This is a genomic window from Kumtagia ephedrae (assembly GCF_003012745.1).
Taxonomy (GTDB): Bacteria; Pseudomonadota; Alphaproteobacteria; order Rhizobiales; family Rhizobiaceae; genus Kumtagia; species Kumtagia ephedrae.
This window is the reverse complement of record NZ_PXYK01000037.1, coordinates 1-15,008: the sequence shown is the minus strand read 5'-3', so window position 1 is coordinate 15,008 and position 15,008 is coordinate 1. Positions and strand designations below refer to the sequence as shown.

Sequence of the window (15,008 nt, the reverse complement as noted above, 5' to 3'; positions counted from 1 at the left end):
TCCTGACAGAGGGGGTCGGGAGCGTGGAGACCGGCGGTTACGCGCCTTGAACGACGAAGCCCACCTATGGTGTCGCGGCAGGCCGCAACCGCAGCGGCCTAAGGAGAGCAGCCTTCTACGCGCCGCCGCGCAGCGCCTGGAGTTGCGCGGCCAGCTCGGCCACCTTCTCCTCGAGCGCGCGCACGCGCTCTTCAAGCTCGGGCGAGCCTACGGACGAAACCCGCAGCGGTTCCGGCGCCGCGCTCGCCTGGACATCGCCCGACAGCAGGTGGGCAAAGCGCTCCTCGCGCTGGCCCGGGGCGCGTCCGAGCTCCTTGATCAGCGGCGGCCGCCGGCCGATCAACAGGTCGAGGTCGTCGCGCAGGTTTTCGACGGACTGGTAGCGCGCCATGCGCTCGGTCCGCGCCAGGAGTTCGTGCGCGGTCTGCGGGCCGCGCAGCATCAACAGGCCGATGATCGCCGTCTGCGCCGTGGTCAGCGAGAAGCGCTGCGCCATCTGGTGCTCGTAGCGCTCGACGCGCGACGCGAATATCTGGCGGACCAGCCCCTTCTGCTCCAGCTGCTTGAGCGCCCGGTGCACCTCGACCTGCTCCAGGGCCATGACGGGATCGCGCGCCGTCTTCTGGTTGGCGGCGGCGTGGGCGGCGTTGAGCGTCAGCGGATAGATGTCCGGCGTCAGCTCCTTCTTCTCGATCAGGCAGCCGAGCACGCGCGCCTCGGCGGGGGTCAGGATCGGCAGGTCACTGGTGGTGTTCATGCCGGCGTTTCTCGCAAAATGCCGGGCGGGCGGCAAGGGGAGAGGATTTCGTCAGAAATCAGAGTGGTGCGAAGCGCTCCAGCACGCGCTCCGCATGCAGGCGGACCGCGGGATCGGCCGAGGCGGCAAGGTTCATGATCAGCCGGCGATAGTCGGTTACGTGAAACGCCACGTAATCGTCGGCGACGGCGGCTGCGAAGCGATCGCGCTCGTGGCGGTGGGAAACGATCTTCTCAGCGGTTATCGGGCGGCCGTCCGGCCGGGCTTCCGGTTCGGCGTGGAGATAAACAAGAATCGCGCGCTTGCGGCGTTTTCGCGCTTGTGTCGCCAGGCCAAGCGCATGCTTGACCAGCTGCACGGCATCTAACGAAGCGTACAAGCCGCCTGCGCTCATCAAAAGATCGCGCTGAGCCAGGAATCGCTCCATGTCCGTACCCCAGACCGGCCGGAGATAGGCGGACGAGAACCCTGCGCGCTTGCCGCTTCGAAATGGCTCGTAGCGTTTCGATTCGATTGCCACGATCGCATCGGCGGTCTCGACGACCGCATCCAGCCAAGGATGCAGACCTCCGCGCCATGGGAAACGAAGGCATTGTTCGAGGCGCAGTGTGGCAGGCCCCGCGACCTCCAGGCCGAGCGCCTCCAGCAAGGGTTCGGCCCGGTCGAGGAAGAAGCCGAGCGCATTGGCTGCAAGGGCCGCGGAGGACTCCGGGTGCAGGAATTTGCCGTCAAGCTCCCGGCCAGGCGCCAGGCGATAGAATTCGAGGATGCGGGCGCGATCGAGATGCGGCAGCAGCCCGCCGGCGCCTGCGTTCGGACCGGGCGCCTCTCCGCTCAGACCCGCCGCTCCACCATCATCTTCTTGATCTCGGCGATGGCCTTGGCCGGATTCAGGCCCTTCGGGCAGGTCTGGGTGCAGTTCATGATGGTGTGGCAGCGGTAGAGGCGGAACGGGTCCTCCAAGTTGTCGAGCCGCTCGCCCTTGGCCTCGTCACGCGAATCGATCAGCCAGCGATAGGCCTGCAGCAGCACCGCCGGCCCGAGATAGCGCTCGCCGTTCCACCAGTAGCTCGGGCACGAGGTCTGGCAGCAGAAGCACAGGATGCACTCGTAGAGGCCGTCGAGCTTCTGCCGGTCCTCGTGGCTCTGCCGCCACTCCTTGGCCGGCTCCGGCGACACCGTCTTGAGATAGGGGTCGATCGAGGCGAGCTGGGCGTAAGCCACCGTCAGGTCCGGCACCAGGTCCTTGACCACCGGCATGTGCGGCAGCGGGTAGACCTTCACCGCCCCGGAGATGTCGTCCATGCCCTTGGTGCAGGCGAGCGTGTTGCCGCCGTCGATGTTCATGGCGCAGGAGCCGCAGATGCCCTCGCGGCAGGAGCGGCGCAGCGTCAGCGTCGGGTCGACCTTGTTCTTGATCCACAGCAGCGCGTCCAGCACCATCGGGCCGCAATCGTCGAGATCGACGAAATAGGTATCGACGCGCGGGTTCTCGTCGTCGTCCGGCGACCAGCGGTAGATGCGGTACTCGCGCAGATTGGTCGCGCCCTCCGGCTTCGGCCAGGTCTTGCCGGGATTGATCTTCGAGTTCTTGGGGAGGGTGAGTTCAACCATGGATCAGTGCTCTCTCGGCAGAGGAGAATCCGCGAGCGGCCGCAGCAATTGTTCATACCGCGTGGTGGCCACCTTGGCGATGAATCGGTCGTCCGCGGTCAACAGGCATCCCTCCGGCAAACTTGCCGCCAGGACCAGGAACATGCAGTCGTAGACGGAATGTCCCAACTCGCGAGCCATACGGAGCGAGTCCAGCACCAGATCGGACGCAGGAGACAGGTGCTTGAAAAACAAGGGCAATTGGCGCAACGATTCTTCCGCCTGCTCGGAGCCGATTTCGCCGCTGCGTTGCCTGCGCCAGAGCACGTTGGCCGCCTCTGCGATTGCAAAATCAGGTGCCGCAAGATCACGCTCCGGGTGCAAAAACTGTCGGGCAAGATCGTGCCCAGGCTCGTTGATGAACCACTTCACGATGACCGATGTGTCGACCACGATAATCATTCGTCGCGATCTCGATCCTCGCGGACGAGAGCCGTGCTGTCCGTCCGCACACGGTCTTTTGGCGTCATGGCCGCGATACGATCGGCAATGGCGAGACGGTCGACGCGCACTTCCTCGGCGAGCGCCGACCTTATGATTTCCAGAGCTTCCGCCTCGACGCTGCGTTTATGCACGTCGGCCAGACGGGACAGCCTGGAGACAAGCGTTTCATCCTCGATGCGAATGTTGATTGCATTCATGACGATTGCTCCTCGAAATCGCTCTCGTCGCCAGTCCCGGCCACCAATATTTGGCGACGATCGGCCATCTTGGAAAGGGTAGACGTCGTAATCGCCGTCTGCCTGCCACCCTTGAAGCCGAGCTTGTCGGGCGCGACCCGGTCGAGGGATGCAAGCATGAGCTTAACCATGACCGGCCCCTTTCAGCGCGTCGTAAGTGGCGAATATGGAAGGGGTCGGCGCCACGGTGCTCATCAGCGCCGTTCCCTTCATGGCAAGCTTGGTCAGCCCGACCTTTAGCTGGTTCGCAGCCCGGCGGGCGCGCATGAGCGGATGCCGCAGCGCCAGCGCGAGCTTCTCCGCCAGCTTCAGATGCGGCCGCCTGATGGTGCTGACGGCCTCCTCGACGGCGCGGCCGCTATCCTCGAGGAAGTCCAGCGGCATGCCGAGCGCCGGATCGGCCTGCAGGTAGCGGATGCCGCGGCGTCCCCACAGGAAGGCATCGGCCAGCGCCGCCTTGCGCGGCAGCTTCTCCAGCAACCTGGCCGCCGCGAGAGGCGTGACCAGATAGGCGGCCGAACCGGCCACCGCCGCATACAGGACGTGCAGGCCCTGCTCGCCCAGCATTTCCACCGGCTCCTGGGAGATGAAGCGGGGTCTGCCGCGGGTCTCCAGATTGACGACCACGGCGCCGGCCAGCACGCCTGCCTCCCTCAGGAAGGCAGCCGTTTCCTGCGCCAGCACGAGATCGTCCTCGATCACGACGACATTCCGCCCGAGCTCGACGACGCGCCGCCAGCACGCTGCATGGCTGAGCAGGCAGCCGACCTCGGAACGGCTCAGCGGGCGATGCCACCGGTAGGCATGGCGCTCATACTCCGCCTGCGCCAGCAGGGCGCCGTCGACCGCCGCCACGCGCTCGAACGCCAGGCCGAGCCGGGCCGCCTGGGATTTCTGGAACGCCAGGCGGCCGGGCGAGCGGTCGAGGTTGATCACGAGGACCGGACACTGCCCCGCCTCGCGGTCGACCGTGGCTGGATCGGGCTCGCTCATCTCGCCTCAATACACCCGCGCCTTGGGCGCGATCTTGGCCGGGTCGATGCCGCCTTCCGCCACCGGCAGCAGCGTCTCGGTATGCACCGGCCGGTAGCCGAGCGTCACCGTGCCGTCGGGCGCGAGCCACGACAGCGTGTGCTTGCGCCAGTTGACGTCGTCGCGCGCCGAAAAATCCTCGCGGGCATGAGCGCCGCGGCTCTCCTTGCGCGCTTCGGCGCCGTAGACCGTGACGATGGCGTTCGCCATCAGGTTCTCCAGCTCCAGCGTCTCGACCAGGTCGGAGTTCCAGATCATCGAGCGGTCGGACACTTTTATGTCCTCGAGTTCGTTCCACACCGCCGAGATGCGCCTGCAGCCCTGCTCCAGCGTCTCCTGGGTGCGGAAGACGGCGGCGTCCTCCTGCATCGCGCGCTGCATCTTCTCGCGCAGATAGGCGGTCGGCGCCTTGCCGTCGGCATGCCGCAGACGGTCGAAGCGATGCATGATCCTGTCGACCGCCGCCTCGTTGACCGGCGGGATCGGCGCATTGCGGTCGATCACCTGGCCGGCGCGGATCGCCGCGGCGCGGCCGAACACCACCAGATCGATGAGCGAGTTGGAGCCGAGCCGGTTGGCGCCGTGCACGGAGGCGCAGCCCGCCTCGCCCACCGCCATCAGGCCGGGCGACACGCGGTCCGGATCGTCGGCGGTCGGGTTGAGCACCTCGCCCCAGTAGTTGGTCGGGATGCCGCCCATGTTGTAGTGCACCGTCGGCAGCACCGGGATCGGCTCGCGGGTGACGTCGACGCCGGCGAAGATCTTCGCGCTCTCCGAGATGCCCGGAAGCCGCTCGTGCAGCACGGCCGGATCGAGATGGTCGAGATGCAGGAAGATGTGGTCCTTGTTCTTGCCGACGCCCCGCCCTTCGCGAATCTCCAGCGTCATGCAGCGCGAGACCACGTCGCGGCTGGCCAGGTCCTTGGCCGACGGCGCGTAGCGCTCCATGAAGCGCTCGCCCTCGGAATTGACGAGATAGCCGCCCTCGCCGCGCGCGCCCTCGGTGATCAGGCAGCCGGCGCCGTAGATGCCGGTCGGATGGAACTGCACGAACTCCATGTCCTGCAGAGGCAGCCCCGCCCGCGCCACCATGCCGCCGCCGTCGCCGGTGCAGGTATGCGCCGAGGTCGCCGAGAAATAGGCGCGGCCGTAGCCGCCGGTCGCCAGCACCGTCATCTTGGCCGAGAAGCGGTGGATGGTGCCGTCGTCGAGGTTCCAGGCGACGACGCCGGTGCAGGTGCCGTCCGGCTCCATGATCAGGTCGATGGCGAAATACTCGATGAAGAACTGCGCATTGTTCTTCAGCGACTGGCCATAGAGCGTATGCAGGATGGCGTGGCCGGTGCGGTCGGCCGCCGCGCAGGTGCGCTGCACCGGCGGGCCGTCGCCGAACTGGGTCATATGGCCGCCGAACGGCCGCTGGTAAATTTTCCCCTCCTCGGTGCGCGAGAACGGGACGCCGTAATGCTCGAGCTCGTAGACGGCGGCCGGCGCCTGCTGGACCATGTATTCCATGGCGTCGACGTCGCCGAGCCAGTCCGACCCCTTGACGGTGTCGTACATGTGCCACTGCCAATTGTCCGGCCCCATATTGGCCAGCGAGGCGGCGATGCCGCCCTGCGCCGCCACCGTGTGCGAGCGCGTCGGGAACACCTTTGTGATGCAGGCGGTGCGCAGGCCCTGCTCGGCCATGCCGAGCGTGGCGCGCAGGCCGGCGCCGCCGGCACCGACGACGACGACGTCGAACTTGTGGTCGACGAAGGTGTAGCCCTTGCCGGCGGCGGAAGATGAATTGGCCACGGATCAGCCCCCGAATGCCAGTTTGAGCAGCGCGAACAGCGACGCGATGCCGACCGCGAAGGAGAAGAAGGTGTTGAGGATCAGCAGCGCCAGCTTGCTGCCTTCGCCGTGCACATAATCCTCGATGATGATCTGCATGCCGAGCCGCATGTGGTCGAGGCTCGCGACGATGAACGCGGCGGCGGCCAGCGCGACCAGCGGCTGCGACAGCGAGGCCCGCACCTCGGCATAGCCGGCGCCGCGCAGCGACAGCACCCAGCCGACCATGAACAGCGCCAGCGGCACCAGCGCGATCGCCGAAAGCCGTATCCGCCAGAAATGGCCGGTGCCCTCCTTGGCGGAGCCGAGGCCCCGGACCCTGTTCAGCGGCGTTCTCATATCGGCCATGTCGATCACCCGATCAGGAAATAGGCGAGCCAGACGAGCACGGTGAGCAGCACCGAGCCCGCCAGCGTCGCCCAGGCAAGCATCGAGGCGGTGTGCTTCTCCAGCCCCGCGCCGGTGTCCCAGATGAAGTGGCGCACGCCGCCAAGCAGATGGTGGAACAGCGCCCAGGTGTAACCGAACAGCACCAGCAGCCCGAACCAGGAGCCGACGATGCCGTGCACGATTGCGAACTGCCGCTCCGAGGTGGCGAGCGCGATCAGCCACCAGGCGACCAGCAGCGTGCCGACATAGAGCGCGCCGCCGGTCACCCGGTGCAGGATCGACATCGTCATGGTGATCTGCCAGCGGTAGACGGTGAGATGCGGCGACAGCGGCCGCGCGCGCGGCGCCTGGCGGGTGGCTGGTGCTGGGCTCATGGCTTCCCCGTATTCGTCGCCGATCCAATCGCGGCAACGGCAGGGACCGTCGCAGGCGCGACCGAGGCAGTGCGTACTTAATGCGTTTTTTGCAGTGCGTCAAAGCCAAAAAACCCTTTTCCTGCATTGCTTTAGTCATAGAGAATGAGCAATCGGGGGTTCAATCGGTTAAGCTGACGCTGCGTCCGCTTATCCGCCTCGCGCGCCGACGTTAACCATGTTCATCGATAGGCGGGCGGCGACGCCGCCGACCTCTTAACAAAGGTTAAGAAAGCGTTAACTCTGCGAATCGAGGAGGACTGTCCTCGAACCAGGGAGAGCATGATGCGTCTCGGATATAAGCTGGCCGGAGCCGCGATGAGCGCGGCGCTGGCGCTTGCGGTGGTCGCGCCCGCCCCCGCGTGGGAGCGCGACAGGGTCTATGCCGACAGTTTCGGCAATCTGGTGATCGAGAGCGCCGCCGGCTATAAGCGCATCCTCGTCGGCGAAGGCCACGAGGCCGAGCGGCTGGCCAGCTATGTCGGCGCGGGTCAGCCCGAGGTCGCATATGCCGACGAGGATGGCGCCTATTCCGACGATGTGAACAACGGCGCCGCACTGGCCGGATGCTACCGCCCGCCGGTGCTGGTGAAGGGCCGCAGCTACATGTACGGCTTCGACCAGGGCGAGATCCCGCTGCAGGGAGGGCCCTGCCGCTGAGGCGGCGCGTCGGCCCTCTTTCGGTCATCTTTGTCCGGCCAAGCTCCGCACGCAGGCGTTTAGGAACGGTTAACCATCGATGAGCCACGCAGCCCAGTCCCGCCGGCTGAAGGACCATATCGCCGGCCTCGAAACCATGACGCGCTTCGTGCTCGCCACCCTGGCGCTGGCGAGCGGCGTCTACACCTATCTCGGCGTGCGCAGCCTGCTCGACGGCTCCGCCACCGTGGTCTTCTTCGCCGCGGTGATCTACTCGGCCTCCGTGTCGGTCGCCATGTACGGCTTCTGGACCTATCTCATCCGCTTCCTGCCGGAGATGCGCGACGGCGGCTCGCGCCTGGCGCTGCTCGCCATCATGGGCGTCGGCTCGGCGATGATCATCGCCATGTCGTCCTGGCTCAATGCCGCAGCGCTTGCCGGCTCGGCGGCGGTCGAGCAGCACCTGGCGCTGACGCTCGAGGACTACACCGCCGACCTCGACCAGGCGCACGGCAACGCGCTGGGCACGCTGTCGCTGCTGCCCGACATCCAGCGCGCCGGCGAGCGCTTCGCCCGGCTGGCCGCCGACGAGCAGAATTCCGGCGCGCTTACCGGCACCTCCGGCTCGGGCAGCGTCGTGCAGCTGCTCAGCCAGATGTCGGCGCAGATGAAGGAGCTGGAGACGACCATCCAGGCGTCGCGCGAGCCGATCCAGAACGCCTTCGAGCAGGGCCAGAAACATCTCGCCACGATGCGCGGCCTGGTGTCGGCGCCGGGCGCGATCGAGCAGCGCTCCGACAAGTTCGCTGCCGAATCGGTGGCGTTGTCCGGCGTCATCGCCTCGCTCGAGCAGACCTCCATCGCCGCCTCTGTCAGCCGCGCCGCCGCCGACCTGTCGGTCGGCTTCATCGCGCCGGTCGCCGACGGCACGTCGCCGGATCTTGCCGGCAGGCAGGACCAGGTGATGGCGACCATCCGCGGCTCGGTGGCCGCGCAGTCCAAGGCGCTGTCGGACGCGGCCGCCGAGATCCTCAACCAGCCGAAGGTGCCGGAGCGGCGCTACGTGCCGCTGACCTCGGCGGAAGCGGTGCTGCGCTATGCCGGCGACTTCATCCCGAGCTGGGCCGGCGCCATCTCGATCGACCTGCTGCCGGCCGTGCTGGTCGGCATCATGATGGTGGTGCACGGCGTCATGCGCCGCGGCGAGGACGACATGGAGGAAGCCGACCGGATCACCGCCGGCGACATGCTGCGCTCGCTGAGATACAACGACCTGTTGCAGGCCCGCGCCCGCCCGGTCGAGGTGGAGACGCCGACGCCGGAACCTGCTCCGGTCCACCCGCCTGTGGCGGAACCGGCGGCCGCGGACGTCCAGCCGCGGCCGGACGTGGCGGCAAGGCCGATCGCCGCCGAGAACGTGACGCCGCTGTCGTCGCTCTCCGAACGCAAGCGGGTCGACCCATGACGATGCCGGTCGAACGTGCGCAAAACCGTCTGCCCGACGATGCGGTACCGCGGCCGAACCCGATCGTCCGCTATCTCTCCCGCTTCGACGACGGCGAGGTGTTGCGCTGGGCGTTTCGCGGCCTGCTGATCGGTACCATCAGCGTGCTGGCGCTCGACCTGCACGACCTTGCAGAGCGCAACGGCTGGTCCTTCGCCGAGAGCGCCGAGCCTTCCATGGCGGAACCGGTGCTGCCGCCAGCGGTCGAGGTCGGCATCCCGGCGCCGGCGACCGACCCGCGTCCGTTCGTGACCGCCGATCCGGGCCGTCTCGGCGAACCGATGGCCTTCACGCTGCAGGCCGGCGGCCGGCTGGAGGCGCAAGGCAGCATCGTCGCCGGCACGGCCGACCGCTTCGCCGCCGAGATCGCGGCGCGCGGCGAATATGTGAAGACGGTGTCGCTCAATTCGCCGGGCGGCGCGCTCGAGGACGCCATGGCGATGGCGCGGCTGGTGCGCGAGCGGGGGCTGGATACCGAGGTCGCCGACGGCGCGCTCTGCGCCTCCTCCTGCCCGCTGGTGCTGGCGGGTGGCGAGCACCGCGCGGCGGGAAGCAAGGCGGCGATCGGCGTCCACCAGTTCTACGCGGCGACCGCGTCGGCGGCCGAACCGGCGCAGGTCATGGCCGACGCCCAGATGACCACAGCGCGCATCTCGCGCCACCTCGCGGCAATGGGCGTCGATCCCGCGCTCTGGCTGCACGCGCTCGATACGCCGCCGCGCGCCCTCTATTATTTCTCGCCTGAGGAGATGACGGGCTACCGGCTGGTCACGGAAGCACGGAAAATCGCAAAGAAGAAGTAGCGGTCGGTCAGCCGGTCTGCAGGCCGCGGGTCGGTTCGATCGTCGCCAGCCGCGCCACGCGCACGCAGTCGCGGCCGGCCTTCTTGGCCGCGTAGAGCGCTTCGTCGGCCCTTGCCATCAGCGACGACAAGCCTTCGGAGGGCAGCAGTTCGGCGACGCCGAAGCTGGCGGTGACCCGCGCGGCGGCCGGCAGGCCGCCGATCGGCAAGGCGGAAAAGGCGCTGCGCGCGCCTTCCGCCAGCAGGCGCGCCGCGACCAGATTGGCGCCCGGCAGGACGATGGCGAATTCCTCGCCGCCCAGCCGCGCGGCGATGTGCCCCGTTCCCGTCGCGCTCTGCAGGAAGCTGGCGAAAGCCTGGATGGCGCGGTCGCCGCTGGCGTGGCCGTAGGTGTCGTTGACCACCTTGAAGTGGTCGAGGTCGGCAATCACCAGCGCGACGGGCATGCCCTGGCGGCTCGCGTGCTCCAGCGAGAGCGCCGCAAGCCGTTCGAAGCCGCGGCGGTTGAGCAGGCCCGAAAGCGTGTCCATCTCCGATTTGGCGGTGACTTCAGCCAGGATGTCGCGGACCAGGATGATCAAGGCGAGCAAAGCGACGCCGATGCCGAAGATGGCGCCGAGGCTCTGCGAGATCATGGCGTAGTCGGTCTTGAGATAGTCGCCGACGCTCGCGCCGGTGCCGCCGGCAAGCTGCATGAGGAGCGGCTTGGCGAGAAAGTGCAGCGCGCTGGCCGCCAGCGCGACCTCGAGCACCCTGTCCAGCCAGGCGCGCGCGGACGATCGATGGATGATCCAGACGCCGATCGCCTGCATGACGAAATAGGGTGCCTGATAGACGAACATGCGCAGGATCGAGCCGCGCGGCATGCCCTGGATGGCGGCACAGGCCACGACCGACAGCAGGAACACCACGGCCATCAGCCGCCATGGGACGGCGATCCTGTATTTGTGCGCCAGCCCGACATTGAACAGGGCAAAGCTGGCCAGCGCCACCGAGAAGGAGAGAACCGCCACGATGCTGCCGCCGGCAAGCATGAAGATGGCGAACTCGATGCCGAAATAAAGCGCGCCAAGCATGTAGCCGAAGGCGAACCAGCGTGGCGCCGCCGGGTGTGTATCGTAGAGCGCGACGGCAAGGAACGACGCGGCGAACAGGCCCGCCACGACGAAGTTGATCGCAAGAATGAAGCCCGCTCCGCTCATCCTATCTAAGCCAGATGCTGTCCCGCCATTGCCTCCGCATAAAGGCACGATCGGCGTAACAGGACGTAAACGGGCGACGAGGCGTGGCATCCCCGAAACCACGGTGGTTGCCGGTCGTTCGCGGCCCAGGCGCGCCGAATGCGACGCCGCTCATCCCGCTCGCCCCACTGGGGATTGAAATGTCTCCGGGGTGGTGAATTCGGGATGCAGGTAGGCGACCCGGACCCTGTCGCGGCCCGCCCGCTTGGCCTGCAGCAGCGCGGCGTCGGCGCGCTCGAGCAGCATGTCGAAACTCTCGTCGCCGGCCCGCGCGGTGACGCCGAAGCTGCAGGTGATGCGACCCAGGCCCGGCTTTACTCCGTCCAGCGCTCCGCCGGACAGGGCGGCACGAAGGCCCTCCGCCAGCAGGCGGGCCGCGGCGAGGTCGCAATAGGGCATCAGGATGGCGAACTCCTCGCCGCCCGTGCGTGCCACGGCGGCCCGTCCGGCCCCGGCCTGCTTCAGCAACTCGGCGAAGGCGACGATGACCGCATCGCCGGTGGCGTGGCCATGGGTGTCGTTGACGGCCTTGAAGCGGTCCAGGTCGGCGAGCACCAGTCCGAGCGGCACCCCGCCGGACCTTGCCGGCTCGAAGAACGGTTTCGCCTTCTCCGCCAGGCCGCGGCGGTTCAGCAGTCCCGACAGCGCATCGGTCCGCGATTCCGTCCGAAGCTCCTGCATGATGTCGATGGCGACGGCGGTAAGCAGCGTCAGCGCGATCGCCAGCGACGACACGATTACCGACAGGCTGGTGGTCAGCCAATAGGCCGAAGTGGTGAAGGAGACCTGCCCGACCGTGCCGGGATCGAACAGCGCCACCGCGGCGGGGCGGAGGAAGAAATCGAGCGCCCGCAGCCCCGCCAGCCACAGCAGCAGCCGGTCGATCGGCGCGGGGTTGACCGCCTGGCGCAGTCTCAACACTCCGGCCACGCACATGACCCCCAGGGCGCCGTTGACGGCAAAGACACGAATGACGAAGTCGGGTTCGACGAGGAGGAACCAGGCGAAGACGGCCATCCCGGCAACGGAAGACGCGAGCAGCGAAACGTACGGTACCCGCAACCCCTGCCGGGCGACGACGGCGCCGATGAACAGAATCACCGCGACGAAGAACAGGACGTTGGAGACGAGCTTTGACAGCTCGAATCCCAGGCCCATCTGAAAGCCCTGCAAGACGAAGCCGAAGGCGATGAGCCCGTAGCTGACGGAAAACTGCAGCACGTAGCGACGCTCGCGCCGCACCAGCCACAGCACGAGGAACGCGGTCGACAGGACTGCCGACAGCGCCGGGTTGATCAGAGAGATGAAAAGTCCCTGGTCCAACGCCGCTCCGATGAGGATTCCGCAAGGGAAGACCTTAGAAGAGAGCGGCAAAGAAGAGGTTAAGCCGTCGCTTCGCCTACCCTAGGGTTGTGGAAAGCGGGTCGGGTTGGACAGGAGAGGCGGCGCCTCCTCGGGCGCCGCCTCCCAGGATCACCGCCAATCGCGGATGTCGACGAAGCGGCCGGCGATGGCCGCCGCCGCCGCCATCGCCGGCGAAACCAGGTGGGTGCGGCCCTTGAAGCCCTGGCGGCCCTCGAAATTGCGGTTCGAGGTGGAGGCGCAGCGCTCGTGCGGCTTCAGCCGGTCGTCGTTCATGGCAAGGCACATGGAGCAGCCCGGCTCGCGCCAGTCGAAGCCGGCTTCCTTGAAGATCTTGTCGAGGCCTTCGGCTTCCGCCTGCTCCTTCACCAGGCCCGAGCCTGGCACGATCATGGCGTTGACCGTGGGCGCGACCTTCCTGCCGTCGACCACCTTGGCGACGGCGCGCAGATCCTCGATGCGGCCGTTGGTGCAGGAGCCGATGAAGACCCGGTCGAGCGGAATGTCGGTGATCTTCGTGCCCGGCGTCAGGCCCATATAGTCGAGCGCGCGCTTCTTGGAGTTGCGCTTGTTCTCGTCCGCGATCTCGTCCGGGTTCGGCACCACGCCGAGCACCGAGGCGACATCCTCCGGCGAGGAGCCCCAGGTGACGATCGGCGGCAGCTTCGCCGCGTCGAGCACTACCACCTTGTCGAAATGCGCGCCCTCGTCGGTGTGCAGCGTCTTCCAGTAGGCCAGCGCCTGGTCCCAGGCCGCGCCCTTGGGCGCGCGGGGCTTGCCTTCGACGTAGGCGAAGGTCGTCTCGTCCGGCGCGATCAGGCCGGCGCGGGCGCCGCCCTCGATCGACATGTTGCAGATGGTCATGCGGCCTTCCATCGACAGCGCGCGGATTGCCTCGCCGGCATATTCGATGACATAGCCGGTGCCGCCGGCCGTGCCGATCTCGCCGATGATGGCGAGTATGATGTCCTTGGCGGTGACGCCCTCCGGCAGCTGGCCGTCGACGCGCACCAGCATGTTCTTGGCCTTCTTCTGGATCAGCGTCTGGGTGGCGAGCACATGCTCGACCTCCGACGTGCCGATGCCGTGCGCCAGCGCACCGAAGGCGCCATGCGTGGACGTATGGCTGTCGCCGCACACGATGGTCATGCCGGGCAGCGTGAAACCCTGCTCGGGACCGACGATGTGGACGATGCCCTGGCGGACGTCGTTCTCGGAATAATATTCGACGCCGAAATCGGCGGCGTTCTTCGCCAGCGCCTCGACCTGGATGCGGCTTTCCTCGTTCTTGATGCCGTGCTTGCGGTCGGGCGAGGTCGGCACGTTGTGGTCGACGACGGCGAGCGTCTTCTCGGGATGTCGCACCGTGCGCCCGGTCATGCGCAGGCCCTCGAAGGCCTGCGGGCTGGTGACCTCGTGCACGAGGTGGCGGTCGATGTAGAGCAGGCAGGTGCCGTCGTCCTGGCGGTCGACCACATGGTCGTCGAAGATCTTGTCGTAGAGGGTGCGCGGTGCGCTCATTTGCGTAAATCCGTCGATCTGGGAAAAGCTATGGAGGGCCGGCCGCGGCCGGAGACGTCTCGGTGTCAGCCGAGTCGGGCAAGCAGCGCGCCCGAGATGCGCGCGAAGAACCGTGCCGGCAGGCGCTTCTTGTCCTGCAGCACGAAGCCCTTGTAGCTCGGATCCCCGAACAGCTCTTCCATGCCGCCGCTCATATCAAGCTTTTGGGCCGGCGGCAATTGCGGCGCGCGGGCGGCTGTCGGGCGTCTGCTAATCCTTCCGCCGGTCGTGCGGCTGGACGCGGCTGGGGTCGTCGCGCTTGTTCTCGACGGCGCGCGCCGGCTTCTTGCCGTCCTCCTCCGGCCGCTCGAAGTCCTCGCCCTGGTTCAGGTCCATGCTGCGCTCGAAAGCATAGAGAAGCACGAGCACCGCAAGTGCCAGCAGCGTCGAGAACAGCGCGACCTGCCAGAGCCCGAGGCCGCAGGCGACGCCGATAGCGCCGGCCAGCCACATGCCGGCGCCGGTCGTCAGCCCGTGCACCTCGCCGCGCGTAAAGATGACCACACCGGCCGCCAGGAAGGCGACCCCGGCGGTTACCGCCTCGACCACGCGGATCGGGTCGACCTTGACCGCATCGCCCAGCGTGTCGGTGGTGAACATCGGCGCATGGATGATCTCGATGGTCAGGATGGCGAAGGTCGCCGCCGCGACGCAGACGAGGATGTGCGTGCGCAAGCCCGCCGGCCGGTTGCGCCATTCGCGCTCGAAGCCGATCGCTGCACCGAAGCCGGCTGCGAGCAGCAGCCGCGCCATGATCACGGTGAAGGGCGTGTAGGTGGGATGGCCGAATTCCTCGACGAGCTGTTCCATGAAACCCCCAGGTCCGGTGCGCGATAACGCCGGCGGTGGCAGGGGGTTCCGATGGACGGCTGAGCCGCATGAGCTTCAAGATCGGAAGGGGGCGCACATGACACAAGACTGGCTGCCCGGCGACGCGCGATCGAACCTACCGCAAAGAATAGGACAACACATACGGAATCACCCCCACCCCTAACCCCTCCCCTCAAGGGCAGGGCTGTCCGGGGAAAGTTATTGGTGAATCGAAATGCCGCAGGCGCATGCCCCGAGAGACGGGGATTTTCCGTCTACCTTCTGGTTGTCGAGACTCAGAAAGGGACGGGGCATGCGCTTTGCAT

17 protein-coding genes are annotated in these 15,008 nt (G+C 67.3%); 3 read left to right on the top strand and 14 right to left on the bottom strand.

Annotation, left to right across the window (positions count from 1 at the left end):
* Window positions 1-115 precede the first annotated feature (115 nt).
* The 10 genes from C7I84_RS26375 to sdhC all read right to left on the bottom strand — a co-directional run bounded on the left by C7I84_RS26375 (window position 116) and on the right by sdhC (window position 6,725).
* The gene (locus tag C7I84_RS26375) at window positions 116-757 is read right to left on the bottom strand and encodes a YceH family protein (protein ID WP_106775204.1); all 642 of its coding nucleotides are present in this window, start codon (window positions 755-757) and stop codon (window positions 116-118) included.
* A gap of 58 nt (window positions 758-815) precedes the next feature.
* Complete coding sequence (locus tag C7I84_RS26370; RefSeq protein WP_106775203.1) at window positions 816-1,406, bottom strand: hypothetical protein; 591 nt, start codon at window positions 1,404-1,406, stop codon at window positions 816-818.
* A gap of 185 nt (window positions 1,407-1,591) precedes the next feature.
* Window positions 1,592-2,371 (bottom strand): succinate dehydrogenase iron-sulfur subunit, encoded by a 780-nt coding sequence (locus C7I84_RS26365; RefSeq protein WP_106775202.1) that lies wholly within the window; start codon window positions 2,369-2,371, stop codon window positions 1,592-1,594.
* Window positions 2,372-2,374: 3 nt separating this feature from the next.
* A complete protein-coding gene (locus tag C7I84_RS26360; protein WP_106775201.1) occupies window positions 2,375-2,812 on the bottom strand; it encodes a type II toxin-antitoxin system VapC family toxin in 438 nt (145 codons plus the stop codon).
* Window positions 2,809-3,051, bottom strand: coding sequence for a hypothetical protein (locus C7I84_RS26355; RefSeq protein WP_106775200.1), 243 nt, complete (start codon window positions 3,049-3,051; stop codon window positions 2,809-2,811). Before C7I84_RS26355 ends, C7I84_RS26360 begins: the two co-directional genes overlap by 4 nt.
* Complete coding sequence (locus C7I84_RS30220; protein ID WP_165816233.1) at window positions 3,048-3,221, bottom strand: hypothetical protein; 174 nt, start codon at window positions 3,219-3,221, stop codon at window positions 3,048-3,050. The genes C7I84_RS26355 and C7I84_RS30220 overlap by 4 nt, the downstream gene beginning before the upstream one ends.
* On the bottom strand, window positions 3,214-4,083 hold the full coding sequence (locus tag C7I84_RS26350; RefSeq protein ID WP_106775199.1) for a glycosyltransferase family 25 protein: 870 nt from the start codon (window positions 4,081-4,083) through the stop codon (window positions 3,214-3,216). Before C7I84_RS26350 ends, C7I84_RS30220 begins: the two co-directional genes overlap by 8 nt.
* A 6-nt stretch (window positions 4,084-4,089) precedes the next feature.
* Window positions 4,090-5,922: a succinate dehydrogenase flavoprotein subunit gene (sdhA, locus tag C7I84_RS26345; RefSeq protein WP_106775198.1), complete on the bottom strand. Its 1,833-nt coding sequence runs from the start codon at window positions 5,920-5,922 to the stop codon at window positions 4,090-4,092.
* A gap of 3 nt (window positions 5,923-5,925) precedes the next feature.
* Complete coding sequence (sdhD, locus tag C7I84_RS26340; RefSeq protein ID WP_106775236.1) at window positions 5,926-6,309, bottom strand: succinate dehydrogenase, hydrophobic membrane anchor protein; 384 nt, start codon at window positions 6,307-6,309, stop codon at window positions 5,926-5,928.
* Window positions 6,310-6,314: 5 nt separating this feature from the next.
* Entirely contained in the window at window positions 6,315-6,725 is a 411-nt protein-coding gene (gene sdhC, locus C7I84_RS26335; RefSeq protein WP_106775197.1) for a succinate dehydrogenase, cytochrome b556 subunit, read from the bottom strand.
* A 324-nt stretch (window positions 6,726-7,049) separates the two neighbouring features.
* Here sdhC and C7I84_RS26330 point away from each other — a divergent pair, with 324 nt between their 5' ends.
* The 3 genes from C7I84_RS26330 (at window position 7,050) to C7I84_RS26320 (ending at window position 9,710) form a co-directional block, all read left to right on the top strand.
* A complete protein-coding gene (locus C7I84_RS26330) occupies window positions 7,050-7,424 on the top strand; it encodes a hypothetical protein (protein WP_245428618.1) in 375 nt (124 codons plus the stop codon).
* A gap of 79 nt (window positions 7,425-7,503) precedes the next feature.
* Window positions 7,504-8,868: a hypothetical protein gene (locus C7I84_RS26325; RefSeq protein ID WP_106775195.1), complete on the top strand. Its 1,365-nt coding sequence runs from the start codon at window positions 7,504-7,506 to the stop codon at window positions 8,866-8,868.
* Window positions 8,865-9,710, top strand: a complete 846-nt coding sequence (locus C7I84_RS26320; RefSeq protein WP_245428617.1) for a COG3904 family protein — start codon at window positions 8,865-8,867, stop codon at window positions 9,708-9,710. The genes C7I84_RS26325 and C7I84_RS26320 overlap by 4 nt, the downstream gene beginning before the upstream one ends.
* A 7-nt stretch (window positions 9,711-9,717) precedes the next feature.
* Here the strand turns inward: C7I84_RS26320 and C7I84_RS26315 are convergent, their stop codons facing one another.
* The 4 genes from C7I84_RS26315 to C7I84_RS26295 form a co-directional block, all read right to left on the bottom strand.
* Entirely contained in the window at window positions 9,718-10,911 is a 1,194-nt protein-coding gene (locus tag C7I84_RS26315; protein WP_106775194.1) for a GGDEF domain-containing protein, read from the bottom strand.
* A 150-nt stretch (window positions 10,912-11,061) separates the two neighbouring features.
* On the bottom strand, window positions 11,062-12,273 hold the full coding sequence (locus tag C7I84_RS26310; RefSeq protein ID WP_106775193.1) for a GGDEF domain-containing protein: 1,212 nt from the start codon (window positions 12,271-12,273) through the stop codon (window positions 11,062-11,064).
* Window positions 12,274-12,423: 150 nt separating this feature from the next.
* Window positions 12,424-13,833 carry a 3-isopropylmalate dehydratase large subunit gene (leuC, locus tag C7I84_RS26305; RefSeq protein WP_106775192.1) on the bottom strand — a complete coding sequence of 470 codons (1,410 nt, stop codon included), beginning with the start codon at window positions 13,831-13,833 and terminating at the stop codon, window positions 12,424-12,426.
* Between the two features lie 249 nt (window positions 13,834-14,082).
* The gene (locus C7I84_RS26295; protein ID WP_106775191.1) at window positions 14,083-14,682 is read right to left on the bottom strand and encodes an MgtC/SapB family protein; all 600 of its coding nucleotides are present in this window, start codon (window positions 14,680-14,682) and stop codon (window positions 14,083-14,085) included.
* Window positions 14,683-15,008 lie beyond the last annotated feature (326 nt).